This window comes from Pseudomonas sp. RL_5y_Pfl2_73, from assembly GCF_963970515.1.
Taxonomy (GTDB): Bacteria; Pseudomonadota; Gammaproteobacteria; order Pseudomonadales; family Pseudomonadaceae; genus Aquipseudomonas.
Window position 1 is genome coordinate 109,783 of record NZ_CAXAPD010000009.1, and the last position, 26,910, is coordinate 136,692.

The following is a 26,910-nucleotide window of genomic DNA, read 5'->3' on the forward strand; positions in this document are numbered from 1 at the left end:
TAGACGTTTGATTTCCAATTGTGTCAGGTTTCTTACGTCCTCATTGGGCGAGTGATAGGACGATCTCGCCAGAGATTGTCTGTCTGACTAAAACTGTTCCATTTGCAAACAAGGAAGTGTGTTTATGTCGAAACTCAAAAGCAGCGCTATTGATTCTGCAGAACAACTCCTCTGGGCGCCGCAATCATTGGCGGCGGCCAGTAATGCGTTCAACCAGATCAATAGTTTCAGCCACCAATACGACCGAGGCGGTAACCTGACCGTCAACGGCAAACCGTCGTACTCTGTCGACGAGGCGGCCACTCAGTTGCTGCGCGACGGCGCGGCTTACCAGGACCGGGACGGCAGCGGCAAGATCGAGCTGACCTACACCTTCCTGACTTCCGCCTCTTCCAGCACCATGTACAAGCATGGGATCAGCGGCTTCAGTCAGTTCAGTGCCCAGCAGAAAGGCCAGGCGGTCCTGGCCATGCAATCCTGGGCGGACGTGGCCAATCTCACCTTCACCGAAAAAGCCAGCGGCGGCGACGGTCACATGACCTTCGGCAACTACAGCGGCGGCCAGGATGGCGCGGCGGCGTTCGCTTATCTGCCGGGGACGGGAGCCGGCTATGACGGGACCTCCTGGTACCTGATCAACAGAAGCTACACCCAGAACAAGAACCCGGAGCTGAACAACTACGGCCGCCAGACCCTGACCCACGAAATCGGTCACAGCCTCGGCCTGGCCCACCCCGGTGACTACAACGCAGGCGAAGGCAGCCCGACCTACGATGACGCCACTTATGGTCAGGACACCCGTGGCTACAGCATCATGAGCTACTGGAGCGAAAGCAATACCAATCAGAACTTCAGTAAGGGCGGCGTTGAAGCCTACGCCTCCGGTCCGCTGATGGATGACATCGCGGCCATCCAGAAACTCTACGGTGCCAACACCACGACCCGTACTGGTGATTCGACCTATGGTTTCAACTCCAACACCGGTCGCGATTTTCTCAGCGCGTCTTCGTCGTCGGACAAAGTGGTGTTTTCGGTGTGGGACGCGGGCGGCCGCGATACCCTGGATTTCTCCGGTTTCACCCAGAACCAGAAAATCAACCTCAATGACGCCTCGTTCTCCGACGTTGGCGGCATGGTAGGCAACGTATCCATCGCCAAGGGTGCCGTCATCGAAAACGCTATCGGCGGCTCGGGCAGCGATTTGCTGATCGGCAACACGGTGGCCAACGAACTCAAGGGCGGCGCGGGCAACGATATCCTTTGGGGCGGCGGCGGTGCAGACAAGCTCTGGGGTGGCTCGGGGGCGGACACGTTCGTGTTCGCCGCCAGTTCCGATTCGCGACCGGGGACGATGGACCAGATCCTCGATTTTGTGAGTGGCCTGGACAAGATCGACCTGACCGGTATCACCCAGGGCGCGGGCCTGCACTTCGTGAGCGCGTTCACCGGTGCGGCGGGCGATGCGGTGTTGTCGACATCGGGTGGCAACAGTCTGCTGTCGGTGGACTTCTCCGGGCATGGCGTGGCTGACTTCCTGGTCGGCACCGTTGGTCAGGCAGCGTTCTCGGATATCGTGGCCTGATGCCAAACCCTGTAGGCGCTGTCGAGCGAAGCGAGGCTGCGATCTTTCCCCAGGCACCTGAGTCTCAAGCGAAAAGATCGCAGCCTCGCTTCGCTCGACAGCGCCTACAGGACCCGGGCCAGGATAAAAAAAGGCGTAGAAAATTCATGCCCAGTAGCGTCCAGGCAACCGCCGGGTTACTCGCTACGCTGATGATGTTTTGTGGAGAAGTCGCCATGGCACGCAGCCTGTTGTTAGCAGAACCCTCGCAGTTGGCCGGTCAGTGGCAGGCCGTTTTGTCGAGCCCGCAGGACAATGCGCAAACCCAGGCGATGCAGGACAAACCGTCGAACAGTTGCCTCGTCGAACTCAAGGCGGACCAGACCCTGGGCGGGCAAACCGATTGCCTGGGTCAATGGTTGGGGGATGAGCCGGTGCGTTGGTTTACCGAACCCGACGGACTTTCCCTGATCGGTAAACAAAACTCCCGAACGCACTTGGGGTTGCATCAGGGAGATCATTATCAGATGACGTTGAAGTCCGGTTTGATACTCAGGCTTGAGCGCAATAAATCCCAGAGTGCTCATTAACGAGTGAGTACCGCTGAGTCTTGATTAGAGTGCGCTTGTTTAAGCAGGCGTGCGTTTCGGTGTGGGCCGAATTGAAAAACAAAGATTGGTAAGTTGAATAACGGTCCGTTCGCGGGTGAAGCCAACAGCAAGGAAGATCATGAATAGGGTAGGGAGCGTTGCGGCGGCGCCGCTGTTTAAAGCGCTGGGCGATTACAAAAATATTCTGATCAGTGTCGGATGTTTTACCGCGCTGATTAATGTCCTGATGCTCGCGCCTTCGATTTATATGCTCCAAGTGTATGACCGCGGGTTGTCATCGCAGAACGAGACCACGCTGGCGATGTTGTCATTGATGGTCGTCGGCTTCTTCGTATTCATCGGGCTGCTGGAAATGGTACGCAGCTTCGTGGTCATCCGCATCGGCAGCCAGTTGGAGAGACGTTTCAATCTCCAGGTCTACAAGGCCGCGTTCGAGCGCAATCTGCGCCAGGGTGAAGGCAATGCCGGGCAATCGCTGGGCGACCTCACGCATATTCGCCAATTCCTCACCGGGCCGGCGTTGTTCGCGTTCTTCGACGCGCCGTGGTTTCCCATCTATCTGCTGGTGATCTACCTGTTTAACGTGTGGCTCGGTGTGTTTGCCTCCGTCGGCACGCTGCTGCTGATCGGCCTGGCCTGCCTGAACGAGGCCATGACCAAAAAAGCCTTGGGGCAGGCCAGCGTCTACTCGCAACAATCCACTCAACTGGCTACCAGCCATTTGCACAACGCCGAGACGATCCAGGCCATGGGCATGCTCGGCGCGCTGCGCAGCCGCTGGTTTGCCGTGCACTCACGGTTTCTCGGCCAGCAGAACCAGGCCAGCGACACCGGTGCGCTAATCAGTTCCCTGAGCAAGACCCTTCGCCTGTGCCTGCAATCGCTGGTGCTGGGCTTGGGGGCACTGCTGGTGATCAAGGGCGACATGAGCGCCGGGATGATGATTGCCGGCTCAATCCTGATGGGACGGGTATTGAGCCCCATCGACCAGTTGATCGCCGTGTGGAAGCAGTGGAGCGGCGCCAAGCTGGCTTACCGTCGTCTCGACGCGCTGTTGCAGGCGTTTGCGCCCCAGGATGACGGCATGACGCTGCCAGCACCCAAGGGCCAGGTAAGCTTCGAACAAGTGAGCGCAGGGCCACCAGGGCAACGCCACGCGACGCTGCAGCAGCTCAGCTTCAGCTTGGCTGCCGGGGAAGTGCTCGGTGTGCTGGGGGCGTCCGGCTCCGGCAAGTCCACCCTGGCCCGAGTCCTGGTGGGTGTGTGGCCGACCCTCGCGGGTACGGTGCGCCTCGACGGGGCCGACATTCATCGCTGGAATCGCGAGCAACTCGGCCCGCACATCGGCTATCTACCCCAGGACATCGAGCTGTTCAGCGGCAGCATTGCCGAGAACATCGCCCGGTTTCGCCAAGCCGATCCGCAAAAAATCGTCGCCGCCGCGCAGCAGGCCGGGGTCCATGAGTTGATCCTGCGCTTGCCCCAGGGTTATGACACGGTGTTGAGGGAGGACGGCGGCGGTTTGTCCGGCGGGCAGAAACAACGGGTTGCGCTGGCCCGTGCGATGTACGACCGGCCGAGCCTGGTGGTGCTCGACGAACCCAACTCCAACCTCGACATGGTTGGCGAAGCGGCGCTCGCCAGTGCCATCGCGCAGATGAAGGCCCAGGGTACCAGCGTCGTGCTGGTCACTCATCGTTCCTCGGCACTGGCCCAGGCCGATAAGTTGCTGGTGCTCGACGAAGGCCGGCTACAAGCCTTCGGCCCCAGCCAGCAAGTGCTGCGGGCGCTTTCCGGCCACTCGGGCTCACAGGACAACGCGTCGCGCAGCTCACCGCCGAACAGTCCCCAGGCGACCCCCAACGGACTGAGCATGAGTCGCCAGTATCAGGCTGCCAGCAAACCGGGTGGCGTATGAGCAAGGAGCGCGACATGAATCTTGAACATTCTCAGGACGTTGAGCACTCGGAGCGCGACGCCCGTTTCTTCACGCGCATGGGCTGGGCACTGGCGCTCGTTGGCGCGGGCAGTTTTTTCACTTGGGCCAGCCTGGCACCGCTGGACCAGGGCATCCCCGTGCAAGGCACCGTGGTGGTTTCAGGCAAGCGCAAGGCGGTGCAATCGATGAGCAGTGGCGTGGTCAGCCGGATCCTGGTGCGCGAAGGCGAAGCGGTGAAGCAGGGCCAGCCGCTGTTCCGCCTGGACCAGACCCAGGCCGCCGCCGATGTGCAATCACTGCAGGCACAGTACCGGATGACCTGGGCGAGCCTGGCGCGCTGGCAAAGCGAGCGGGACAACCTGTTGCAGGTGAGTTTCCCGGCTGAGCTGAGTCGCGATCCCGATCCACGCCTGGCCCTGGTGCTTGAAGGCCAGCGGCAACTGTTCAGCAGCCGCCGCGAAGCCTTCGCCCGGGAGCAGGCGGCGTTGCGCGCCAGCATCGAGGGTGCCACGGCGCAATTGGCGGGCATGCGTCGGGCCCGCGGCGACTTGACCGCCCAGGCCGAATCCCTGCGTCTGCAACTTGGCAACCTGCAACCCTTGGCCGACAACGGCTACATCCCGCGCAACCGCCTGCTGGACTATCAACGCCAGCTGTCGCAAGTGCAGCAGGAATTGGCGCAGAACAGTGGCGAAAGCGGGCGAGTGGAGCAGGGGATCGTCGAGTCGCGCTTGAAGCTGCAGCAGCATCACGAGGAATACCAGAAAGATGTCCGCAGCCAGTTGGCCGACGCCCAGCTCAAGAGCGAAACCCTGCAACAGCAACTGAAATCCGCCGGGTTCGAGCTGCGACACAGCGAAATCCTCGCCACCGCCGATGGCATCGCCGTCAACCTGGGGGTGCATACCGAGGGCGCGGTGGTGCGCCAGGGCGACACTTTGCTGGAAATCGTCCCCCAGGGCACGCGGCTGGAAGTGGAAGGGCATTTGCCGGTGCACCTGATCGACAAGGTCGGCCCGCATTTGCCGGTGGACATCCTGTTTACCGCCTTCAACCAGAACCGTACGCCCAGGGTGGCGGGGCAAGTCAGCTTGATTTCTGCCGATCAGATGCTCGATGAAAAGACCGGTGCACCGTATTACGTCCTGCGCAGCAGCGTCAGCGACGTGGCGATGGACAAGCTCAACGGCTTGGTGATCAAGCCCGGCATGCCGGCCGAGATGTTCGTGCGCACGGGCGAGCGCTCGTTGCTCAACTACCTGTTCAAACCGCTGCTCGACCGAGCCGGCTCTGCGTTAACCGAAGAATAAGGATGTCCGGCGGTATGAAGCGTTTCTATTGGGTGGCCGTGCTGGTCGTTTCCGTGTGCAACAACGCCTGGGCCATGGGGCCCTTCGAGTTCTACGAGCAGGCCTTGCGCAATGACCCGGTCTACCTGGGCGCGATCAAAGAGCGCGATGCGGGCCTGGAAAACCGCATCATTGGCCGCGCCGGGCTGTTGCCGCACCTGGGCTACAACTACAACAAGGGGCGCAACCAATCCAAGGTCACGTACCTCAACGATCGCGGCGCCAGCCAGCATGACGATCGTAACTACAGCAGCTACGGCTCCAGCCTGACGCTGCAACAACCGCTGCTGGACTACGAGGCGTACGCGGCCTACCGCAAAGGCGTGGCCCAGGCGTTGTTCGCCGACGAAAGTTTTCGTGGCAAGAGCCAGGAGTTGTTGGTGCGGGTGCTGAGTCATTACACCCAGGCGCTGTTCGCCCAGGACCAGATCGACATTGCCCAGGCCAAGAAAAAAGCCTTCGAACAACAATTTCACCAGAACGAGCATCTGTTTCGCCAGGGCGAAGGTACGCGCACCGACATCCTCGAGGCGCAGGCCCGCTATGAGTTGGCAATCGCCGAAGAGATCGAGGCGCGCGATGAGCAGGACGCCACCTTGCGCGAGCTGGGCTCGCTGATTGGCGTTCCGGCCCTGGACATCGGCGACCTGGCCCCGCTGCACGACACCTTCCAGACCTTTGCCTTGCAGCCGGCCAGTTTCGACACCTGGCACGAGCTGGCGGTAAGCAACAACCCCAATCTGGCATCCCAGCGCCAAGCGGTCGACGTGGCGCGTTTCGAGGTGGAGCGCAACCGCGCCGGGCACCTGCCCAAGGTCAGCGCCTACGCGACGATGCGCCAGAACGAATCGGAAAGTGGCAACACCTACAACCAGCGCTACGACACCAACACCATCGGCCTGGAAGTCAGTGTGCCGCTGTACGCCGGTGGCGGGGTCTCGGCGTCGACCCGTCAGGCCAGCCGCAACATGGAACAGGCCGAATACGAGCTGGCTGCCAAGACCCGCGAGACGCTGATCGAACTGCGCCGTCAGTTCAGCGCCTGCGTATCCGGGGTGAACAAACTCCGCGCTTATCAGAAGGCCCTGAGCTCCGCCGAGGCGCTGGTGGTCTCGACCCGGCACAGCATCCTGGGCGGCGAGCGGGTCAACCTCGATGCACTCAATGCCGAGCAACAGCTCTACACCACCCGCCGTGACCTGGCCCAGGCCCGTTACGACTACCTCATGGCCTGGACCAAGCTGCATTACTACGCCGGCACCCTCGGCCCGCAGGACCTGGCGAAGGTGGATGAGGCGTTTGTGTCCCAGGCGCCAATTCAATGATCGGCGCGTTGCTTTTGTGGCCAGAGATTGCTCCCGCTGTGCTCTGTAGGCGCTGGCGAAGGCTTGGGCCGTGTTCGGACGATCTTTTGATCTTGACCCTTCGCTCTCGACTCAATGGGCAGTGGAAAGATCGCAGTCTCGTTGCACTCGGCAGCTCCTACAGTCGCGCCCGACTGTACAGCTTCGCTAAATCCCCTCGCCACAGGTGAGTTGTTGTAGCAATCCATAACGCGTTACTAAGGATGGTTCGTGATGAAAGTCGATAACAAAAAACAGCCCGGACAGAACGGCCAGGTGCTTCTGCTCAAGGCCCTCAACCGCGCCGTGCTCTGCGCCCTGGCAACCTTGGGCACGGCTCAGGCGGCGCCTTATGTCGAGAGCGGCAGGGCGGGCAACCCGGACAGCTGGCGCAGCAGTGAATTCAACGCCGAATGGGGGCTGGGGGCAATCGATGCGCAGCAGGCCTACGCTGCCGGGTATACCGGCAAGGGCGTCAAGCTGGGGATCTTTGATCAGCCGGTCTACGCGGCTCACCCGGAATTCTCTGGCACCGGCAAAGTCGTGACCCTGGTCACCAGTGGCCTCCGTGAGTACACCGACCCCTACATTCCGGTGAAGGCCGGTGATGCGTTCCGCTACGACGGTTCACCCACCGTGGGCTCCGATGGCAAGCTGGGTTCCCATGGCACTCATGTCGGCGGGATCGCCGCCGGCAGTCGCGATGGCAGCCCCATGCACGGCGTGGCGTACGATGCGCAGATCATCAGCGCCGACAACGGCGACCCGGGCCCCGAGGACGGCATCATCCTGGGCAACGATGGCGCGGTGTACAAGGCGGGTTGGGACGCGTTGATCGCCAGCGACGCACGCATCATCAATAACAGCTGGGGCATCGGCATCACCGATCGTTTCGACCAGGGCGGCCGCGATCCGGCGTTCCCGCACTTCACCGTGCAGGACGCGCAACTGCAATTCGACCAGATCAAGCCGTTGCTGGGCACCAAGCCCGGCGGCGCCTACGAGGGCGCTATCGCCGCAGCTCGCAGCGGGATCGTGACGATCTTCGCCGCCGGCAACGACTACAACCTCAATAACCCCGATGCCATCGCGGGCCTGGCGTATTTTGTGCCGGACATCGCGCCGAACTGGCTCACCGTGGCGGCGCTGCAAGTCAACCCCGACACCGCCAGCGCCGATCCGTACACCATCAGCACCTTCTCGTCACGCTGCGGCTACACCGCCAGCTTCTGCGTTTCGGCACCGGGTACCCGGGTCTACAGCGCCGTGATCGGCGGCACCCGTGCCGACGACCTGACCGTCGGCTACGCCAACAAAAGTGGCACCTCCATGGCCGCGCCCCATGTCGCCGGCAGCGTGGCGGTGTTGATGGAGCGTTTCCCGTACATGACCGGCGCCCAGGTCGCCAGCGTGCTGCGCACCACCGCCACGGACATGGGCGCGCCGGGCGTCGATTCGTTGTATGGCTGGGGCATGATCAACCTGGGCAAGGCCATCGACGGCCCGGCGATGCTGGTGACCGAGCAGGACATTCCCGAGGCATTTCGCATCAAGGGCGCTTATGGCACCGGTCAGTTCGTGGCGGACCTGCCGGGTATGGGGGCGATCATCGATGCCGGAAAATCCACGGAGCGGGTGTGCAGTGGCCTCCAATGTGGCCTGGACGTTTGGCGCAACGACATCGCCGGCCACGGCGGGTTGACCAAGGAGGGCATCGGCACCCTGGTGCTCACCGGCGCCAACACCTACAGTGGGCCAACCCTGGTCAATCAAGGACGATTGGCAATCCATGGCTCGCTGGCGTCGGCCGTTACAGTCAACGACGGCGGCACCCTCGGTGGCCACGGGCGCATCGCTAGCCTGACCGCCAACCGCGGCGGTAGCGTGGCTCCAGGTAACTCTATCGGCACGCTGCAAGTGGCCGGCGATGTGACGTTCCAGCCCGGTTCGAACTACGCGGTGGAAGTCTCGCCCACCTCCAGCGACCTGATCGTTGCCGGCGGCAAGGCCTCCATTGACGGGGCGACGGTGTCGCTGTCCCTGGAAAACAGCCCGACGCTGCTCACGGCCGGCGAGGTGAAAAGCCTGCTGGGCAAGCAGTTCAATATCCTCCAGGCCGCCGATGGTATTGACGGGCGTTTTGCTGAAGTCTTGCCCAACTATGCGTTTCTGGGGGGGGACCTGGCGTACAGTGCCAGTGGCATTCAACTGGCGGTCGAGCGTAACAATGCATCTTTTTCCAGCCTCGGCCTGACGCCTAACCAGCGCTCCGTCGCCTCGGCCGCCGAACAACTGGGCGCGGGCAACGGACTCTACGAAGCCTTGCTGCTTTCGCCCAGCGCCGCGGTGGCGCAACAGGCATTCCAGCAACTGTCGGGTGAAATCCATCCGGCCATCGGCACGTTGTTGATCAATGACAGCCGTCAATTGCGCGACGCCGTGGGGGATCGCCTGCGTCAGGACGCACTGTACGACGCCGGTACACCGACCGATGCCAGCAGTAATGCCTGGTTCAAGGTGCTAGGGGCTTGGGGCAAGAGCGATGGCGGACATGCTCATGCCGGTACGACCAGCTCCATCGGCGGGCTGCTGGCCGGTATCGACGGCCTGATCAGCGACCAGACGCGACTGGGCTTCGTCACCGGCTACAGCGACAGTTCGTTGAGCATGGGCGACGGCACCCATTCCTCGGCCAAGGCCGACAGCTATCACCTGGGGGCCTACCTGGGGCATGAAATCGACGCGCTGCGCCTGACCGTCGGCGGCGCCCACAGCTGGCATCGCATCGACGTCAAGCGGGACCTGCAATGGGGTGACGTCAGCGGCCGCGAGAAAACCAAGCGCGATGCCCGGACCACCCAGTTCTTCACCGAAGCGGCGTATCGCCTCGACTTGCAACCGATAGCCCTGGAGCCGTTTGCCAACCTGGCCTATGTACACCTGGACAGCGACAGCTTCCATGAGAAAGGTGACAACGCAGCCCTTCACGCTGGCGACGACCGTCGCGATGCCGTGCTCTCGACCCTGGGCGTGCGAGCTAGCCACACCCTGGCGCTGTCGGAACAACAGCAACTGCAACTGTCCGGCTCCCTCGGCTGGCAGCACAACCTGAGTAGCACCACGTCCGAGCAGAACCTGGCATTGGCCGGCAGCAGTAACACCTTCGCGGTGCAGAGCGTGTCCATGGACCGCAACGCCGCCGTGATCGGTGCCCGTGCCGGGCTCGCGGTTGCCAAGGATGTGCGGGTCAACCTCGATTACAACAGCCTGCTCGGCTCCCGGGCTAAAACCCATGGCGTGGGCCTGACGCTGGATTGGCAGTTCTGACCAAGGGAGCAAATCAACACACACTTCTGTGGCGTATAGCCGCCGTGTAAGAGCTGTGTGGAACTGTGTAGGAGCTGTCGAGTGCAACGAGGCTGCGATCTCTCCCCCGACACTTGAATCTCAAACGAAACATCAAAGATCAAAGATCAAAGATCAAAGATCAAGGATCAAGGATCAAGGATCAAAAGATCGCAGCCTTCGGCAGCGCCTACAGGGCTTGCCCGCTTCCAATATTCCAACAACAAAAGAGAGCAACAACCATGGGTATCTACGACTACAAGAACCTCGGCACCACCGAATCCAAGGCACTGGTCAGCGACGCAATGGCGATCATGCTGTATTCCTACCACAACCTCGACCACGGATTTGCCGCCGGTTACCAGCACAACGGCTTCGGTGCCGGCCTGCCGGCGACCCTGGTGACTGCGCTGCTGGGCGGCACCGACTCCCAAGGGGTGATTCCCGGCGTGCCGTGGAATCCCGATTCGGAAAAACTGGCCCTGGAGGCGGTACAGAAGGCTGGCTGGACGCCCATCAGCGCCGCGCAACTGGGTTACGCCGGCAAGGTGGATGGCCGCGGGACGTTTTTCGGTGAAAAAGCGGGGTACACCACCGCGCAGGTAGAGATCCTCGGCAAGTACGACGCCGAGGGCCACTTGCAGGAAATCGGCGTGTCGTTTCGCGGCACCAGCGGCCCTCGGGAAAACCTGATTAGCGATTCCATTGGCGACGTGATCAACGACCTGATGGCCGCGCTGGGGCCCAAGGACTATGCGAAAAACTACGTCGGCGAAGCCTTTGGCAACCTGCTTGGGGACGTCGCAAAGTTTGCCCAGGCCCATGGCCTGACAGGCAACGACGTGCTGGTCAGCGGCCACAGCCTGGGCGGACTGGCGGTCAACAGCCTGGCGGACTTGAGTGCCAGCCAATGGGCAGGGTTCTATTCCAGTGCCAACTACATCGCCTACGCCTCGCCAACCCAGAGCAGTACCGACAAGGTCCTGAACATCGGTTACGAGAACGATCCGGTGTTCCGTGCCCTGGACGGCTCGACATTCAACCTTGCCTCGGTGGGGGTGCACGATGGGCAACAGGAATCGGCCACCAACAACATCGTCAGCTTCAACGACCACTACGCTTCGACGGCATGGAACGTGTTGCCGTTTTCCATTCTCAACATTCCCACCTGGATTTCCCACCTGCCTACCGGCTATGGCGATGGCATGGGCCGGGTCATGAACTCGGTGTTCTACGGCCTCACCGAAAAAGACTCCACCATCATCGTCGCCAACCTGTCGGACCCTGCGCGCGCCAGTACCTGGGTACAGGACCTCAACCGAAATGCTGAAACCCACACCGGCAGCACGTTCATCATCGGCAGCGACAGCAATGACCTGATCCAGGGCGGCCAGGGTCACGACTACCTGGAAGGCCGTGCTGGTAACGACACCTTTCGCGATGGCGGTGGCTACAACGTGATCGTGGGCGGGCAGGGCAGCAATAGCCTGCAACTGCAGCAGTCGGTGAAGGATTTCAGTTTCGCCCATGACGGGGCCGGGACGCTGTATATGCGCGACGCCCATGGCGCGATAAGCATCACCCGCGACATCGGCACGCTGGTCAGTAAGGAGTCGGGGTTGTTCTGGGGGCTGCTCAAGGATGAGGTGAGCCACAGCGTCACCGCTAATGGCCTGGTGGCCGGCGCCAACCTGACGGCGTATGCCTCTTCGATCAAGGGCAGTGCAGCCAACGACACCCTGGTTGCGGGGGCGAAGGGTGACTGGCTGTTCGGCCAGGACGGCGATGATGTGTTGGTGGGCAGCGCGGGTAACGACACCTTCGTCGGCGGCGCGGGCAATGACCGGATGCAAGCGGGCGGCGGCAGTGACACCTTCCTCTTCAACGGCGCCTTCGGCCAGGACCGGGTCAGCGGTTACGACGCCGGGGACAAGCTGGTGTTCCTCGGCGTGCCGGGCGCCGGGGCAGGTCATGACTACAGCCAGTACCTGTCACAAGTGGGCAATGACACGCTGCTCAAGGTCGGCGCCAGTTCCGTGACCCTGGTGGGCGTTGGTCTCGGTCAGGTTGGTGGAGAAGGGATCGTGTTCGCCTGATATCGCCATCGCGAGCTGGCTCGCGCCCACAATGGATTACTCGTGTTCACCACCAGACCCTGTGGGAGCGAGCCTGCTCGCGAAGACGGTGCAGCAGGCGAGTCACTGGAAATCAGTCTTCCTTGCGAATGGTTGCTACATCATCGGCGCGGACCCGGACTTTCCTGCCGGAAATATCCTCGAATTCGTAGAAACCGTCGACGGTGCGGGTATTGGGGGTGTCTTTGGTCAAATACTGGGTACCGTTCTGCAAGGTCACCACGGTTGGCGACGCGCAGCCAGCCAGAGCCAGAAATGCCGCGACGACCATGGGCAGGCCCAGAAACCTGATGTTCATAACCATAACCTCTCATCAAAAGGACACGGAGCAGCTGATTCGACCGCGCCATCACATTAGCTAACGGCCATTGGTCTCGCTTGCCGTAGGAAAGTTCATCGCTAGTTGAAGGATTTAACCTTAAATATAGGAGACCGTTCATCTTTTGCTGTTGCCTGGCGGGTTTACAGCTGTTATCTGTATGCATAACCAGTACCCCGATATCCTTGGCGTTCTTTCCGTGGCAGTCCGTTCCCTCGACGATCCGTTTTACTACCTGAACAACTTCCAGCAGGTGCTCGCTTGGTTGACGCAGCGTTATGCCGATGTGCTCAGCGCCGACGAGCAGCGCTTCATCGAACACTTTGCAGCGTTGCCGCGTGGCGCCCAGGGCTTGCTGGTGCGGATGGTGATGCGCAAGGGAGTACGGTTCCGTCATAGCAAGCTGCATTACCCGGAAATCGGTGACATTGGCGCGGCCGTTGCGCCACTGCTGGCGCTGGGGTGGGTCGAGGAACAGGCCCCCATAGGGCTCGTCGAACTGTTCGAGGTGCTGCTCAAACCGGAAATCCTCCTGTGCCTGGGCCACCTGATCGAACACCCCAAGGCGAAAAAGACCGAATGGCTCCAGACCTTGGATGAACGCCTTAACCAGCCCCAGTCGTTCGCTGCCTGGTGCCCGCAGCTGGATGACCGGCTGTACAGCCTGACGATCATGAATCTGTGTGACCGGCTGCGGTTGATGTTTTTCGGCAACCTTTACCAGGATTGGTCGGAATTCGTCCTGGCGGACCTGGGCATCTTTACCTACGAAACCGTCGAGTTCAGCGCCGAGTCACGGGGCTTGCGCAGCCGTGAAGACGTCGATGCCTGCCTGTTCCTGCACGACTGCCAGCAACGCTTCGAAGCCGGCGAGCCCCTGGAAGACATCGTCGCTCAGGTCAATGAGCTGTCCCTGGGCAACCCATGGCTGCAGCGGCGTCGGGGCAAGTTGTTGTTCCAAATCGGTCAGCACGGCGAGCGCATCGGCGACTTCGCCTTGGCCTTGGGCATCTATCGTGATTGCACCTACCCCGGCGCGCGGCTGCGGATGGTCCGGGTGCTGGAGCGCATCGGCGAATACGCCCTGGCCCTTGAACTGGGCGAGGCGGCAGCCCTCGCACCGCAAAGTGCTGCCGAAACCCAGGCCTTGCTGCGGATCGTGCCCCGTCTTCGGCGCAAATTGGGCGGGCCACCGGTGCCACGGGGCATGGCCCGGGAAGTGGAGCGCCTGGAGCTGCACCTGCCGCGCGTCGATCCGACCTTGTCGGTGGAGTACCACGTCCAGGCCCACCTGCACGACGAAACCGCGCCGGTGCATTACGTCGAGAACAGCCTGATCAATTCGCTGTTTGGCCTGCTGTGCTGGCCGGCAATCTTCGCGCCGTTGCCGGGCGCGTTTTTCCACCCGTTCCAACGCGGGCCGGTGGACCTGCTCAACGAGGACTTTCATGCCCGTCGCGCTGAGTTGTTCGCGGCCTGCTTCGCCGAGCTGGACGACGGGCGCTATCGGGACACGATTGGTCGCCGCTTCGCAGAAAAGTGGGGTGTGCAGTCGCCTTTCGTGTTCTGGGGCGCGCTGTCCGAAGAACTGTTGGCCCAGGCCCTCGATTGCCTGCCAGCCGCACACCTCAAGCAGTGGTTTAACCGGCTGCTGTTGGACATCAAGGCCAACCGTGCCGGCATGCCGGACCTGATCCAGTTCTGGCCGCAGCAAAAGACCTACCGGATGATCGAAGTCAAAGGTCCTGGTGATCGCCTGCAAGACAACCAACTGCGCTGGCTGGAGTTCTGTCAGGAACACCAGATGCCCGTCGCCGTTTGCTACGTGCAATGGGCGGGGCAGGGCGCATGACCCCGGCGCCAAGCTACAGCATCGCCGTGAGAGCGTTGTGTGAGTTCACCGCCAAGGTGGGTGACCTAGACTTACGTTTCACGCCGTCGCCCACGGCCCTGGAAGGCATCGCTGGCCATCGCACCGTGGCCTCGCGGCGCAGCGAGGGTTATCAGGCTGAAGTGGCCCTCGAAGGTCTTTACCAGACACTGACAGTCAAAGGCCGGGCGGACGGCTACGACCCCGTTCGCCATTGCCTTGAAGAAGTGAAGACCTACCGGGGCGACCTGGCCAAGCAGCCCGCCAATCATCGCCAACTGCATTGGGCCCAGGCGAAGATCTATGGCGGGTTGATGTGCCAGAAACTGCAGTTGCCGCACATCGACGTGGCCCTGGTGTACTTCGACATCGTCAGCGAAAAGGAAACCTGCATCACCCAACGTTTTGAGGCGACACAACTGCAAGCCTTCTTCGAAGCGCAATGCACATTGTTCCTGGCCTGGGCCGAACAGGAAATGGCCCATCAACAGGCGCGCAACCTCGGCGCGCAATCGCTGGTATTTCCCCATGCGGGTTTCAGGCCGGGGCAACGGCACTTGGCCGAATCGGTGTTCAAGGCCGTCAGCACTGGCCGCTGCCTGATGGCCCAGGCGCCCACCGGTATCGGCAAGACCGTTGGTACGCTGTTCCCACTGCTCAAGGCCCTGGCGCCACAGCAACTGGACAAGGTGTACTTCCTCACGGCGAAAACCCCAGGGCGCAAGCTGGCCCTGGATGCGGCGCGCGTGATCACCCAAGGCGTGCCGTCAATGCCATTGCGGGTGCTGGAAATGATCGCCCGGGACAAGGCTTGTGAACACCCGGACAAAGCCTGCCATGGCGAATCCTGCCCGCTGGCCCGTGGTTTCTACGACCGCTTGCCGGCCGCCCGGGCTGCGGCGAGCCAGGTCACCTTGCTCGACCAGGCGGCGTTGCGCGAGATTGCGCAGGTCCATGAGGTCTGCCCGTATTACCTCAGCCAGGAAATGGCCCGCTGGGCCGACGTGGTGGTGGCCGACTACAACTATTACTTTGACTTCAGCGCGTTGCTCTTCGGCCTGGCCCAGGCCAACGGCTGGACGGTCGCGACCTTGGTGGATGAAGCCCATAACCTGGTGGAGCGCGGGCGACAGATGTACAGCGCGACCCTCGACCAGGCCACGCTGACCAGCGTGCGCAAAACCGCCCCCGAACCGCTGAAGAAATCCCTGGATAGGGTCAATCGTCAGTGGAACGCCTTGCATACCCCTCAGGTGGCGGCCTATCAAGCCTATGAAAAACTGCCGGAAAAACTGCTCCAGTCCCTGGCCACCTGCACGACGGCTATCGGCGATTACCTCAACGATCATCCCTTGGGCGTGGACAGCGGATTGCAGGCGTTTTACTTCGACGCCTTGCAGTTTGGCCGGGTGGCGGAAACCTTCGACGAGCACTTTCTGTTCGACATCCACAAGCGCGAACCCGGCCGCCAGCGCAGCTTGTCTACGCTGTGCCTGCGCAACGTGGTGCCGGCCGCATTCCTGCGTCCCAGACTGACGGCGGCCCGCAGCACGGTGCTGTTTTCCGCGACCCTGAGCCCCCGGCATTACTACGCAGATTTGTTGGGGACGCCGGGCGACACGGTATGGATCGACGTGGAGTCGCCGTTCAAGGCCGAACAACTGGACGTACAGGTTGTGAGCCGCATTTCCACCCGGTTTGCCCATCGCCAGGCGTCCCTGGAGCCCATTGCCGCGTTGATGGCTCGCCAGTTCCGCGAGCGCCCGGGTAACTACCTGGCTTTTTTCAGCAGCTTCGATTACTTGCAGCAAGTGGCCGGGCTGTTTGCCGAGCGGTACCCGCAAATTGCGTTCTGGACGCAATCGCGCGGCATGGGCGAAGCCCCCCGGCAGGCGTTTCTCGAGCGGTTCATGGAACACAGCCAAGGCATTGGCTTTGCGGTGCTGGGCGGCGCGTTCGGCGAGGGCATTGATTTGCCGGGGTCACGCCTGATCGGCGCGTTCATCGCCACCTTGGGATTGGCGCAGTTCAACCCGGTCAATGAGCAGATGAAGCAGCGTATGGCGGCGATCTTCGGCGATGGCTACGACTACACTTACCTGTATCCCGGCCTGCAAAAAGTCGTACAGGCGGCCGGCCGCGTGATCCGTACCCAGCAGGATCGCGGGGTGGTGATGTTGATCGATGATCGGTTCGGCGAGGCCCGGGTGCAGCACTTGTTGCCGCGTTGGTGGTCGGTGACCCAGGAAACACACGACTTTCCCTGTGGGAGTGGGCTTGCTCGCGAAGGCGTCGGTGCATCCTGCATCACAGACTGACCCACCGCTTTCGCGAGCAAGCCCGCTCCCATAAATGAGGTAGGCTGGACATCGGCTTACACCTTGCCAGCGCTCAATCGTTTTTCCTGGCACCAGACTTGTTCCATACTCCGCAAAAAGTCCACACGGATGCCCCGGCCAGATGCTTGAGAACAACTCCAAGACCCCACTCATGAACGAGGAACAGCGCTTTCGCCTGCTCATCGACGCTGTGGTCGACTACGCCATCTACATGATCGACCCCTCGGGCATCATCACCAGCTGGAACTCCGGCGCCAGGCGTTTCAAGGGCTACGAGGAATCCGAGATACTGGGCCAGCATTTTTCCCGTTTCTACACTGATCAGGATCGCGCCGCCGGCCTGCCGCAACGGGCACTGGACACGGCAGTGCATGAGGGGCGCTTTGAAGGCGAGGGTTGGCGGGTGCGCAAGGATGGCACGCTGTTCTGGTCCCATGTGGTGATCGATCCGATCATCGACAGCCAGAGCGGCACCCTGCTTGGTTTCGCCAAGATCACCCGTGACCTGACCGACCGCAAGATGGCCGAGGAAACCCTCAAGCAAAGCGAGCAGCAGTTCCGCCTGCTGGTGCAAAGCGTCACCGATTACGCCATCTACATGCTCGACCCGCAAGGCCAGATCACCAACTGGAACCTGGGGGCGCAGCGGATCAAGGGTTATCTTCCGGCGGAAGCCATCGGCCGGCATTTCTCGATGTTCTACACCCCCGAGGATCGCGATAACGGCGAGCCACAGCGCGCGTTGAGCATCGCCGCCAGCGAAGGGCGTTTCGAGAAAAAGGGCTGGCGCATGCGCAAGGATGGCACGCGTTTCATGGCCCACGCGATCATCGATGCGATCCGCAGCGACACCGGCATGCTGTTGGGGTTTGCCAAGATCACCCGCGACATTACCGATGCCACTCAGGCCCAGGAGGCCCTCGAGCAGGCCCGCGAGGCGCTGTTCCAATCACAGAAACTGCAAGCCATCGGCCAGCTCAGCGGCGGCATCGCCCATGATTTCAACAACCTGTTGACGGTCATCCTTGGCAACCTGGAAATCGTGCGCAAGCGCCTGCCCGACGAGCCGAAACTGACTCAATTGCTGGACAACGCGACCCAGGGCGCACTGCGCGGGGTTTCGCTGACTCAGCGCATGCTGGCGTTTGCCCGTCGGCAAAAACTGACCTACGAATCGGTCGAGCTATCGGCACTGGTGCAGGGTATCAGCGGCCTGCTGCAAAGCTCCCTGGGCCCGTCGATACACATCCAGACCCGTTTCGCCGAAGCACTGTCACCGGTGTTGACCGATGTCAACCAACTGGAACTGGCGATTCTCAACCTGGCGACCAACGCCCGGGACGCCATGCCCCATGGTGGCCAGCTCATGATTGCTGTCGATGAGCGGCAAGGGTGTGATGCGGCCCCGGATAAGCCGATGGCCCCCGGACGCTACATTTGCCTGGCGATTACCGATGAAGGCGAGGGCATGGACGAGGCGACGCTGGCCTCGGCTGTTGACCCGTTCTTCACCACCAAGGGTGTCGGAAAAGGTACGGGGCTGGGGTTATCCATGGTGCATGGTCTGGCGGAGCAGTTGGGGGGGCGTCTGATGCTCAAGAGCCAGAAAGGTGTCGGTACCACCGCGCAGTTGTGGCTACCCGTGGCTGACAACCCGGCACCGGGCAAAGCGTCGGTCCAGCAAGCAACACAGCCGGTCAACGAGTTGAAAGTGCTGGTGGTCGATGATGACAGCCTGGTGTTGACCAGCACGCGCCTGCTCATCGAAGACCTCGGGCACCGGGTCCTTTGCGCGCCATCGGGCGTCCAGGCACTGGAGTTGTATGAGCGCAACCCGGACATCGACCTTGTGATCACCGACATGGCCATGCCACAGATGGACGGTGCGCAGTTGGCGAAACTGTTACGCGACCGCCAACCGACCCTGCCTATCATCCTGGCCACCGGTTATGCCGAACGCCTGGAAGGATCTGCCGCGCAATTGCCTCGGCTGATCAAGCCGTTCAAGCAGATTGACCTGGTGCAGATCATTGGGCAAACGATGAAATAGTCAGGAATGTAACGTCCACCTCCTGTGGCGAGGGAGCTGTGTAGATACAAGGAGCTGTCGAGTGAAACGGGGCTGCGATCTTCCCCCAGACACTTGAGTCCCAAACGAAAGATCAAAAGATCGTCCGAACGCGGCCCGAACCTTCGCCAGCGCCTACAGCGCAAGAGCAGCCACTATTCGGTGTTTTTCTTGAACCCACGCAAATTCATCGCACACAGGCAAAACTGCAACACGATCAATGCATACGCGTGGGTATGAAGCCCCCAGATCACCCACAGAATATTGCTGGCAATAAAACAGCTGAATCCCGCCATCCGGCGTCGCGGTTGGCGTGAGCCGATCAACCAGGCGGCCAGCACCGTGACGAGCATCGCTGGCCATTGCACCCATCCAAGATAGTCCACACAAGCGTCCTCTTGCCCTTACGAACTAGAGACCCTGGCGGTTGCGGAGCGTTTCCTCGGATCTTGGATGGACCTGTGGTCCATTGGCTGGAACTTGCCGCGCGCCGGGTCTTTCTAATGAGTTCGAATCATCACCGAGACGCCGCCTGCGCAATGCCCAGAATACTCACCGTGCCCACCCCGGAAGAAGAGCTGACGGAACACAACGCCAAGCTGTTCGGCTCGCCTAAGGAGCGACTGGATTTCTATCGCCGGGAGATCCAGTACGAAACCAGCATCCTGGCTAACCGAACCGATGCTTACCTGGCCGCCCAATCTTTCCTGGTGATCGCCTTTGCTTCGTGCATGGCCAACCTGAACCCGGAATGGGGCAAGTTGTTCACGCTGATCGTGCCGCCATTGCTGTCCTTGCTGGGATTTTTGAGTTCGCTCAATGCCTGGCCGGGCATCAAGGCGGCCTACGAGATCATCGATCACTGGCATTTCAAACAGAGCGAGTTATTGCGCGCCGAACCCTTGATGGGCCTGGCCTACGACGAGTCACCGCTGTTCAGTGAGCGCGAGTCGACGCACAAAGGCTACCGCAAGTCGCTGCTGTTCTCGGTGCGTACGCCGTGGATCTTCGCCTCCTTCTGGGTGCTGTTGGGGGCGTATTCGGTCTATATCCAGATGGGTGATCCTGGCGGGTGAGACACACTGGCCTCAGCCCGAATGCTTGTGGCGCTCATACCACGCCAGGGTGGGCTGGGTCGTGACGCCATGGACAAGAATGCTCAACGCCACCACCGACATCGGTGGATTTGACCCCGACCTGGCGCAGCCCCAGGCCGGCGGCGAACACTGAGAGAAAGCCGTAGCCCTGGATCCACCCGAAGTCGTGACCGGCATCCAGCGCAGATAGACGGAGGTCAGGGCCAGGGTCAGCAACACCGCACCGAGCACCGCTCCCCATACCGTGAAAGTCATCGTTGCTCCTTGGATAGCATCAGGTACTGGCGAGGACGCTTGCTCCCGGCGTAAGCGGTGTAGCTGTGCAGGAGCTGTGTAGGAGCTGTCGAGTGCAACGAGGCTGCGATCTTTCCCCAGCCACTTAAGCCCCAGCGAAAGATCAACAGATCGTCCGAACGCGTCCCGAGCCTTCGCCAGCTCCCACAGTGCGTCGCCAGCGCCCTCGCCACAACGGCGTCCTTGCGCATTCGAGGGCTGGAGCGAAACGAGGGTTCCCCGCGTGAACGGACGATCCCGTTTATCCGCCTGCCTTTCTATCCAAGGGAATTTTTCACCGTTTCTGGCGCTCTGCAACAGAAGAGACGTGTTGATTCAGCGTCCGCCGAGAACCCAAGAGGCCCTTATGACTGCGCTGACTCCCCTTCAATCCCGGCCGGGCACCGTGCACCCTGTCATCGGCAACGGACAGGTGCGCCAATGCTATGAACGACTGCTCCTGGGCCCCGATAATGCAGACAAGCAAGCACACGCCCAGGCGTTCCTCCAGGCATGCATCGCAAAGGCCGCGGGGCTTCCCCTGAAGATGCCCGATGACCCCATGGCGCTGCAGGCCTGGGTCGAGCAGCACAGCGCCGGTGTGGCCCGGCAATACGCTGACTACCTGGAACGGCGCAAAAATGGCGGCGCGCGCGAGTTCTTCAGCGCCAAGGCCCACGCCCTGTACTTCCTGCAGGCTGTGGCGCCGACCAAACGGGTCGACGGCGCCTGGCTGTACGGCGTGGTCAAGCACTGGCACGACCACCGTTTCGAAGGGTTGCTGTGCACCTACCTTGAAGAACTGGGGGACGGTCATCCCGCGCAAAACCATGTGGTGCTCTATCGCAAGTTGCTTGCTGAACACGACCTGTCGGATGCCCCGGACATCGACGACGACCTTTATCTGCAAGGCGCCGTGCAACTGGCCCTGGGCTACGCCGGTGACGAATACCTGCCAGAGGTCATCGGCTACAACCTGGGCTATGAGCAATTGCCCTTGCATCTGTTGATCAGCGCCTATGAGCTGAGCGAACTGGACATCGATCCGTACTATTTCACCCTTCATGTCACCATCGACAACGCCAGCACCGGCCACGCCCATAAGGCCGTGCAAGCGCTGCTGCAGCTGATGCCGCTGGAAGCCGACCGCGAAGCCTTCTGGCACCGGGTCACGCTGGGCTATCGCCTCAACGACCTAGGGCAGGGCAGTCGGGACATCATCGGTTCGTTCGACCTGGATCGCGAAGTGCTGGACATGCTTGAACGCAAACGCCCGTTCGGCCAGCACATGCATTCCGATTACTGCAAGTTCGAAGGCAAGACCGTCAACCAGTGGCTCTCGGCACCTGGCCAACTGGAAGGGTTCCTGGTGGCAATGCAGAACAAAGGCTGGATCAGACGCCATGAAGACCCGCAGAACAGCCGCTTCTGGACACTGATTAACGGGGCTGGGGCAGCCATGTTCGGGGTGTTCAGCCCCTACGAAAAGCAGCTGCTGCATGATTGGATTGCCGGTGACTGGCTGGACGAGGGCACAAGGTCCAGCGCCCGACGTGGTCCGGTTGCTGCTGGCCAGCCAACGACGCCGATGGATGATCCCGATGTACAACGCTTGCAACAGGCACTGCAAGGCCGGGCGCCCAACGAACAGATGCAGGTTCTGATGCCCTGGCTCTGTGCGCGGCGTCATAGCCATCCGGCCGGGCTGTTGGCGACTCGTCGGTTCATCGAGCTCAAATCCGCACTTCGCTAGGAAACCCCGCATGAATGAGGCAGAACGACTGCCCGAGATGGACCTTGCGCTACTGCAACTGGGCCGACGCTTGCAAGCCGACGGCTACCGTTTCATTACCCCGACGCCGTTGACCCACGAGCGGGTCAACCAACGGCCCGGTAATGAACGCTCCAAGACCTTGCGGGACGTGTTCGGCTGGTCGCGGCCGTTTGTGCCGGGGCTGATCAGCGCCGATGAACAGCGGCAACTGCAAGAGGCCCAAGTGCTGGAAGAACGCGACGGCCTGCTGCGCAGCCGGGGGCGTTGGTCGAGCCTGGGTGGCTTGCTGTTCGCTCATTCACAGTTCCCCACCCAAGCCACCGACGCGGTGTTTTTCGGCCCTGACAGCTACCGCTTCGCCCAGTTGATCCATACTCATCTACAACAGAACTTCACGGCGGTGCATCGCGCCGTGGACATCGGTTGTGGCGCCGGCGTCGGTGCGATCGTGATTGCCCGCGCCCGGCGTGAAGCACAAGTGCTGGCGGTGGACATCAACCCGCAAGCCTTGCGCCTGAGCGCAGTGAACGCCGCGCTGGCCGAGGTGGGCAATGTCGAGGTCGTTCGCAGCGACGTGCTGCAGGACGTGCCAGGCCACTTCGACCTGATCGTCGCCAACCCGCCGTACATGGCCGATCCATCCGAGCGCGCCTATCGTCATGGCGGCGGCGCACTGGGCGCCGGGCTGTCGTTGCGCATCGTCGAACAGGCCTTGCCCCGGCTTACACCGGGCGGCTCGCTGGTGCTCTACACCGGCGTGGCGATGGTGGATGGGCGCGACCCTTTCCTGGAAGCGCTGGGCCAATGGCGTGACTCGGCGGACTTGGGCTGGACCTACAAGGAGTTGGACCCGGATGTGTTTGGTGAGGAGTTGCTGACGCCGGGTTATCAAGACGTGGAAAGGATCGCCGTGGTGGCGTTGGTTGTAACCCGCATTGGCGCCGGTATCGGCGGGGTTATCGGAGGGACTATCGATGAACGGACGCATGAAATTCGGCGTTGAAGAGGAGTATTTCATCACCGATCTGCAAACGCGTTGCATGCCGGGTGAACCACCCGCTGAGGCTGTCGCCGCGTGCCAGGCCGAACTGGGCAAGCATTTCGCCCATGAAATGTTCCTGTGCCAAGTGGAGATGGCCTCGCCCATCTTTGACAGCGTGACCGAGGCCGGCGACTACCTGCGCCAGGTGCGTATGGGCTTGAACCAACGGTTGGCACCGTATGGCCTGGGTCTGCTCAGTGCCGGTTCACACCCGATGACAACCCAAGTGCTGCAACCCACCGACGAACTGCATTTCCAGCAACTGTTCGATGATTACCAGCGGGTGGCGCGTCGCAGCGTGCTGTCGGGCTTGCATGTCCACGTGGAAGTTCCGGCCACCCAGGATCGGGTGCGGGTCATGAATGAGATCTTGCCCTGGTTGCCGATGTTCCTGGCCTTGAGCGCTTCATCGCCGTTCTGGAACGGTGGCTACAGTGGCTTTAGCAGCTACCGACAAGTGGCCTGCGATGAATGGCCACGCATGGGTGTGCCGGAGTTTTTCGAAGACGAGCCGACGTTCGCCAGCTACGTCGACATGCTCATGCGTACCGGGTCCATTCGCCAACCCAGCGATTGCTGGTGGGTGATACGGCCTTCCTCACGTTATCCCACACTGGAACTGCGTATTTGTGATGCCTGTCCTCGGGTCGACGACGTCCTGTGCCTCGTCTCACTGTTTCGCCTGATGGTGGCCCATGCCATGGCGCAGCGCCGACCTGGCGCCCACTTCAGCCAGATGTCCCAGTGGGTCCTCAAGGAAAACCGCTGGCGGGCCAAGCGTCACGGAACTCTCGCGGAGTTTATCGTCGAGGGGCAGGAACAGCCGATGTTGATCGGTGAATGGCTGACCCTGGCCGAGCAAACCTTCGGTGAGACCGCAGTAGAGCTGGGTGTCCAGGACGTGTTCAAGCAGGTGCGTCGCATGGTGCAGGAAGGCAACAGCGCCGACCGGCAAATCGTCCTCTTCGAACAGGGGTTGCTACTGGGCGATTGCGTCGAACAGGCCTTGTGCCGCGTAGTTGATCAATTGCTGGCGGAAACCGCCGGGCTGCCGGCCGCCGATCCGGCGTTGCAACAGGTGGCAGGTGGGCCATGAACCGCAAGACCCTGGATGACTACAACCGTATGCGTGACTTCGCCGCTACCCCGGAGCCGGCGGCGAAGCGCTCGCGCAGATCGGCAAGAACCGCCCATGCGTTGCAGTTCTGTATTCAAAAACACGACGCTTCGCGGCTGCATTACGACTTTCGGCTGGAGCTGGACGGCGCGCTCAAGAGCTGGGCGGTGCCCAAAGGCCCCTCCCTGGACCCGAAAGCCAAGCGCCTGGCGGTGCATGTCGAAGACCATCCGCTGGATTACGCCACGTTCGAAGGCAACATCCCCGCGGGCCATTACGGCGCCGGCGACGTTATTGTCTGGGACCGGGGTGTCTGGATTCCCCAGGGTGATCCCCATCAAGGCTATGAAAAAGGCCGGCTCAAGTTCGAGCTGCAAGGCGAAAAGCTCAGCGGCCTGTGGAACCTGGTACGCACCCACATGCCCGGCAAGCAGGAGCAGTGGTTCCTGATCAAGCACCAGGACCAGGCGGCCCGCCCCGAGAGCGAGTACGACGTGGTCCAGGCCGAGCCAGACAGCGTGCTCAGTGATCGCACCCTCGTGCCCAAGCGTCGCGGCAAGGCCGCTTCAGCCACCGCGGTGAAACAACCGGAAAATGCCGTTCAGCCGAAACGCCCCTTGAAAACCACCCTCAGCGGCGTGGTCGCCGGGCCGTTGCCGGAAACCCTCAAGCCGGAACTGGCGACGCTGGTGGAAAGCGTGCCCGACGGCGAATGGCTCTATGAGATCAAGTTCGACGGTTATCGGGTCATGGCGCGCATTGAAAACGGCGATGTAAAGCTGCTCACCCGCAACGGCCATGATTGGACCCGCAAATTGCCAAGACAGGCCGAAGCCTTGGCTGCGCTGGGCTTGCAATCAGCCTGGCTTGACGGCGAGATGGTGGTTGCCAACGACCAAGGCGTGCCGGACTTCCAGGCCTTGCAGAATGCTTTCGAGGTCGGCAGCAGTGGCAAGATCGCCTTTTGCCTGTTCGACATGCCTTACCTCAACGGCATGGATTTGCGCAACGTACCGGTGCAAGAGCGCCGGGCGGCACTGGCTGCGGCGCTGGAGCCCAACGAAAGCCCCTTGCTGCGGTTTTCCGATGCCTTTGAGGAAACGCCCGATGCACTGCTCAACAGTGCCTGCCAGATGCAGATGGAAGGGCTCATAGGCAAGCGCATCGGCAGTGTCTATGTGTCCAGGCGCAGCAACGACTGGATCAAGCTCAAGTGCAAGAATCGCCAGGAGTTCGTGGTGGTGGGCTTCAGCGATCCCAAGGGGGCTCGCAGCGCCTTCGGTGCCTTGCTGCTGGGGCTGCATGATGCCGACAGTGGCCAGTTGCGCTACGCCGGTAAGGTCGGCACCGGGTTCAATGAAACCACCCTTAACAGCATTTACCAGCAACTGCTGCCCCTGGAGACGAAAAAGCCCGCCGTGGTGAATCCGCCCACCGGTTACGACGCCAAGGGCGTGCATTGGCTTGACCCGACGCTGTTGGCCGAAGTGGCCTTTGCCGAAATGACCAAGGACGGCTCGGTGCGCCATGCGGTCTTCCATGGCTTGCGCAATGACAAGCCGGCCAAGGCCATTAGCCAGGAGCTTGCCAAGCCCGTGAAAAAAAACGCTACGGCAAAAAAAAATAACGCCAAGAATGAACCTGGAGCGGCCAAAGCCAAGAGCAAGACAAAGGCATCGAGCCTGACCGGCAAGGTCCGCATCACCCACCCGGAGCGGGTTATTGACGCCAACAGCGGCACCACCAAACTGCAACTGGCCGAATACTACGCCAGCGTCGCCGAATTTATCCTGCCGGAGCTGGTGGATCGCCCGGTGGCCCTCGTCAGGGCGCCGGATGGCATCGCCGGGGAACTGTTCTTCCAGAAGAACGCCGAACGCCTGGCGATTCCCGGCATCACCCGCCTGGATAAGGAACTGACCGGGCAGCCGGGGATGATCATCAACAACGCCGAGGCGCTGATTGGTGCGGTGCAGATGAGCACGGTGGAACTGCACACCTGGAACGCCACGTCCGTCAACCTGGACAAGCCTGACCGGTTCATCCTCGACCTTGACCCAGACCCCGCGTTGCCTTGGAAAAGCATGGTCGAGGCCACGCAGCTCACGTTGTCGGTGCTCGATGAGCTGGGGCTCAAGGCGTTTCTCAAGACCAGCGGTGGCAAGGGCATCCATGTGGTGGTGCCGCTGACGCGCAAACTGGGTTGGGACGAGGTCAAGGGGTTCAGCCATGCGATTGTCAGTCACATGGCCAAGCTGCTGCCGGACCGTTTTTCGGCGGTGTCCGGGCCGAAGAATCGGGTAGGGCGGATTTTCATCGATTACCTGCGCAATGGGTTGGGCGCTACCACTATTTGCGCTTACGCCGCCCGGACCCGGGAAGGGTTGCCGGTGTCGGTGCCGATCTTTCGCGAGGAAGTGGCTGAGCTCAAGGGGGCGAATGTGTGGAATGTGCACAATGTTCATGAGCGTCTGGCGCAAGTGGGGCATGAGCCTTGGGCTGGGCTTAAGCGAACTCGGCAGCGTATTACGGCTGATATGCGCAGGCGTATTGGTATGAGGGAGGCTTAAGGTGTTTTGCGATTGGGTGTGTCTATCCATTGCTGCGGTCACGGCTGCGGGTGGTTCCACCCTGACGGCGGGGTACTTTCGAAAGGCCGGAATACCGCCCCAGGCGAAAGCAACCAAAGCGTTTTTGCCCCACTACTCGGCACCTTGCCTAGGCTCGG

The 26,910-nt window shown here is 61.5% G+C and carries 18 protein-coding genes; 15 read left to right on the forward strand and 3 right to left on the reverse strand.

Features of this window, described 5'->3' with window-relative positions:
• Positions 1-124 precede the first annotated feature (124 nt).
• The 7 genes from AACY42_RS11250 to AACY42_RS11280 all read left to right on the forward strand — a co-directional run bounded on the left by AACY42_RS11250 (position 125) and on the right by AACY42_RS11280 (position 12,244).
• Positions 125-1,582 carry a serralysin family metalloprotease gene (locus tag AACY42_RS11250; protein WP_339479339.1) on the forward strand — a complete coding sequence of 486 codons (1,458 nt, stop codon included), beginning with the start codon at positions 125-127 and terminating at the stop codon, positions 1,580-1,582.
• A gap of 146 nt (positions 1,583-1,728) precedes the next feature.
• Positions 1,729-2,151 (forward strand): AprI/Inh family metalloprotease inhibitor, encoded by a 423-nt coding sequence (locus AACY42_RS11255; RefSeq protein ID WP_339479341.1) that lies wholly within the window; start codon positions 1,729-1,731, stop codon positions 2,149-2,151.
• A gap of 139 nt (positions 2,152-2,290) precedes the next feature.
• Entirely contained in the window at positions 2,291-4,090 is a 1,800-nt protein-coding gene (locus AACY42_RS11260; RefSeq protein WP_339479342.1) for a type I secretion system permease/ATPase, read from the forward strand.
• On the forward strand, positions 4,087-5,421 hold the full coding sequence (locus AACY42_RS11265) for an HlyD family type I secretion periplasmic adaptor subunit (RefSeq protein ID WP_339479343.1): 1,335 nt from the start codon (positions 4,087-4,089) through the stop codon (positions 5,419-5,421). Before AACY42_RS11260 ends, AACY42_RS11265 begins: the two co-directional genes overlap by 4 nt.
• Positions 5,422-5,435: 14 nt before the next feature.
• A complete protein-coding gene (locus tag AACY42_RS11270) occupies positions 5,436-6,785 on the forward strand; it encodes a TolC family outer membrane protein (RefSeq protein WP_339479344.1) in 1,350 nt (449 codons plus the stop codon).
• 252 nt (positions 6,786-7,037) lie between these two features.
• The gene (locus tag AACY42_RS11275; RefSeq protein ID WP_339479345.1) at positions 7,038-10,130 is read left to right on the forward strand and encodes an autotransporter domain-containing protein; all 3,093 of its coding nucleotides are present in this window, start codon (positions 7,038-7,040) and stop codon (positions 10,128-10,130) included.
• Between the two features lie 260 nt (positions 10,131-10,390).
• The gene (locus AACY42_RS11280) at positions 10,391-12,244 is read left to right on the forward strand and encodes a polyurethane esterase (protein ID WP_339479346.1); all 1,854 of its coding nucleotides are present in this window, start codon (positions 10,391-10,393) and stop codon (positions 12,242-12,244) included.
• Between the two features lie 112 nt (positions 12,245-12,356).
• Here the strand turns inward: AACY42_RS11280 and AACY42_RS11285 are convergent, their stop codons facing one another.
• The gene (locus tag AACY42_RS11285) at positions 12,357-12,581 is read right to left on the reverse strand and encodes a YgdI/YgdR family lipoprotein (RefSeq protein ID WP_339479347.1); all 225 of its coding nucleotides are present in this window, start codon (positions 12,579-12,581) and stop codon (positions 12,357-12,359) included.
• A 220-nt stretch (positions 12,582-12,801) separates the two neighbouring features.
• On the opposite strand from AACY42_RS11285, the gene AACY42_RS11290 reads away from it, so the two are divergent.
• From AACY42_RS11290 to AACY42_RS11300, 3 genes are all read left to right on the forward strand, one after another.
• A complete protein-coding gene (locus tag AACY42_RS11290; RefSeq protein WP_339479348.1) occupies positions 12,802-14,454 on the forward strand; it encodes a VRR-NUC domain-containing protein in 1,653 nt (550 codons plus the stop codon).
• Positions 14,451-16,790, forward strand: a complete 2,340-nt coding sequence (locus AACY42_RS11295) for an ATP-dependent DNA helicase (protein WP_339479350.1) — start codon at positions 14,451-14,453, stop codon at positions 16,788-16,790. Before AACY42_RS11290 ends, AACY42_RS11295 begins: the two co-directional genes overlap by 4 nt.
• A 142-nt stretch (positions 16,791-16,932) precedes the next feature.
• A complete protein-coding gene (locus AACY42_RS11300; RefSeq protein ID WP_339479351.1) occupies positions 16,933-18,861 on the forward strand; it encodes a hybrid sensor histidine kinase/response regulator in 1,929 nt (642 codons plus the stop codon).
• A 173-nt stretch (positions 18,862-19,034) separates the two neighbouring features.
• Here AACY42_RS11300 and AACY42_RS11305 read toward each other — a convergent pair whose 3' ends face one another.
• Positions 19,035-19,265: a hypothetical protein gene (locus AACY42_RS11305; protein WP_063321299.1), complete on the reverse strand. Its 231-nt coding sequence runs from the start codon at positions 19,263-19,265 to the stop codon at positions 19,035-19,037.
• A 153-nt stretch (positions 19,266-19,418) separates the two neighbouring features.
• Here AACY42_RS11305 and AACY42_RS11310 point away from each other — a divergent pair, with 153 nt between their 5' ends.
• On the forward strand, positions 19,419-19,955 hold the full coding sequence (locus AACY42_RS11310) for a hypothetical protein (protein WP_339479453.1): 537 nt from the start codon (positions 19,419-19,421) through the stop codon (positions 19,953-19,955).
• 12 nt (positions 19,956-19,967) lie between these two features.
• On the opposite strand, the gene AACY42_RS11315 is transcribed toward AACY42_RS11310, so the two are convergent.
• Positions 19,968-20,231, reverse strand: coding sequence for a hypothetical protein (locus tag AACY42_RS11315; protein ID WP_339479458.1), 264 nt, complete (start codon positions 20,229-20,231; stop codon positions 19,968-19,970).
• A 385-nt stretch (positions 20,232-20,616) separates the two neighbouring features.
• On the opposite strand from AACY42_RS11315, the gene AACY42_RS11320 reads away from it, so the two are divergent.
• The 4 genes from AACY42_RS11320 to ligD are packed head-to-tail and all read left to right on the forward strand — an operon-like array spanning position 20,617 to position 26,752.
• Positions 20,617-22,002, forward strand: coding sequence for an iron-containing redox enzyme family protein (locus tag AACY42_RS11320; RefSeq protein ID WP_339479353.1), 1,386 nt, complete (start codon positions 20,617-20,619; stop codon positions 22,000-22,002).
• A 10-nt stretch (positions 22,003-22,012) separates the two neighbouring features.
• The gene (locus tag AACY42_RS11325; RefSeq protein ID WP_339479354.1) at positions 22,013-23,026 is read left to right on the forward strand and encodes a class I SAM-dependent methyltransferase; all 1,014 of its coding nucleotides are present in this window, start codon (positions 22,013-22,015) and stop codon (positions 23,024-23,026) included.
• Entirely contained in the window at positions 22,998-24,161 is a 1,164-nt protein-coding gene (locus AACY42_RS11330; RefSeq protein ID WP_339479355.1) for a carboxylate-amine ligase, read from the forward strand. Before AACY42_RS11325 ends, AACY42_RS11330 begins: the two co-directional genes overlap by 29 nt.
• Positions 24,158-26,752: a DNA ligase D gene (gene ligD / locus AACY42_RS11335; RefSeq protein ID WP_339479357.1), complete on the forward strand. Its 2,595-nt coding sequence runs from the start codon at positions 24,158-24,160 to the stop codon at positions 26,750-26,752. The genes AACY42_RS11330 and ligD overlap by 4 nt, the downstream gene beginning before the upstream one ends.
• Positions 26,753-26,910 lie beyond the last annotated feature (158 nt).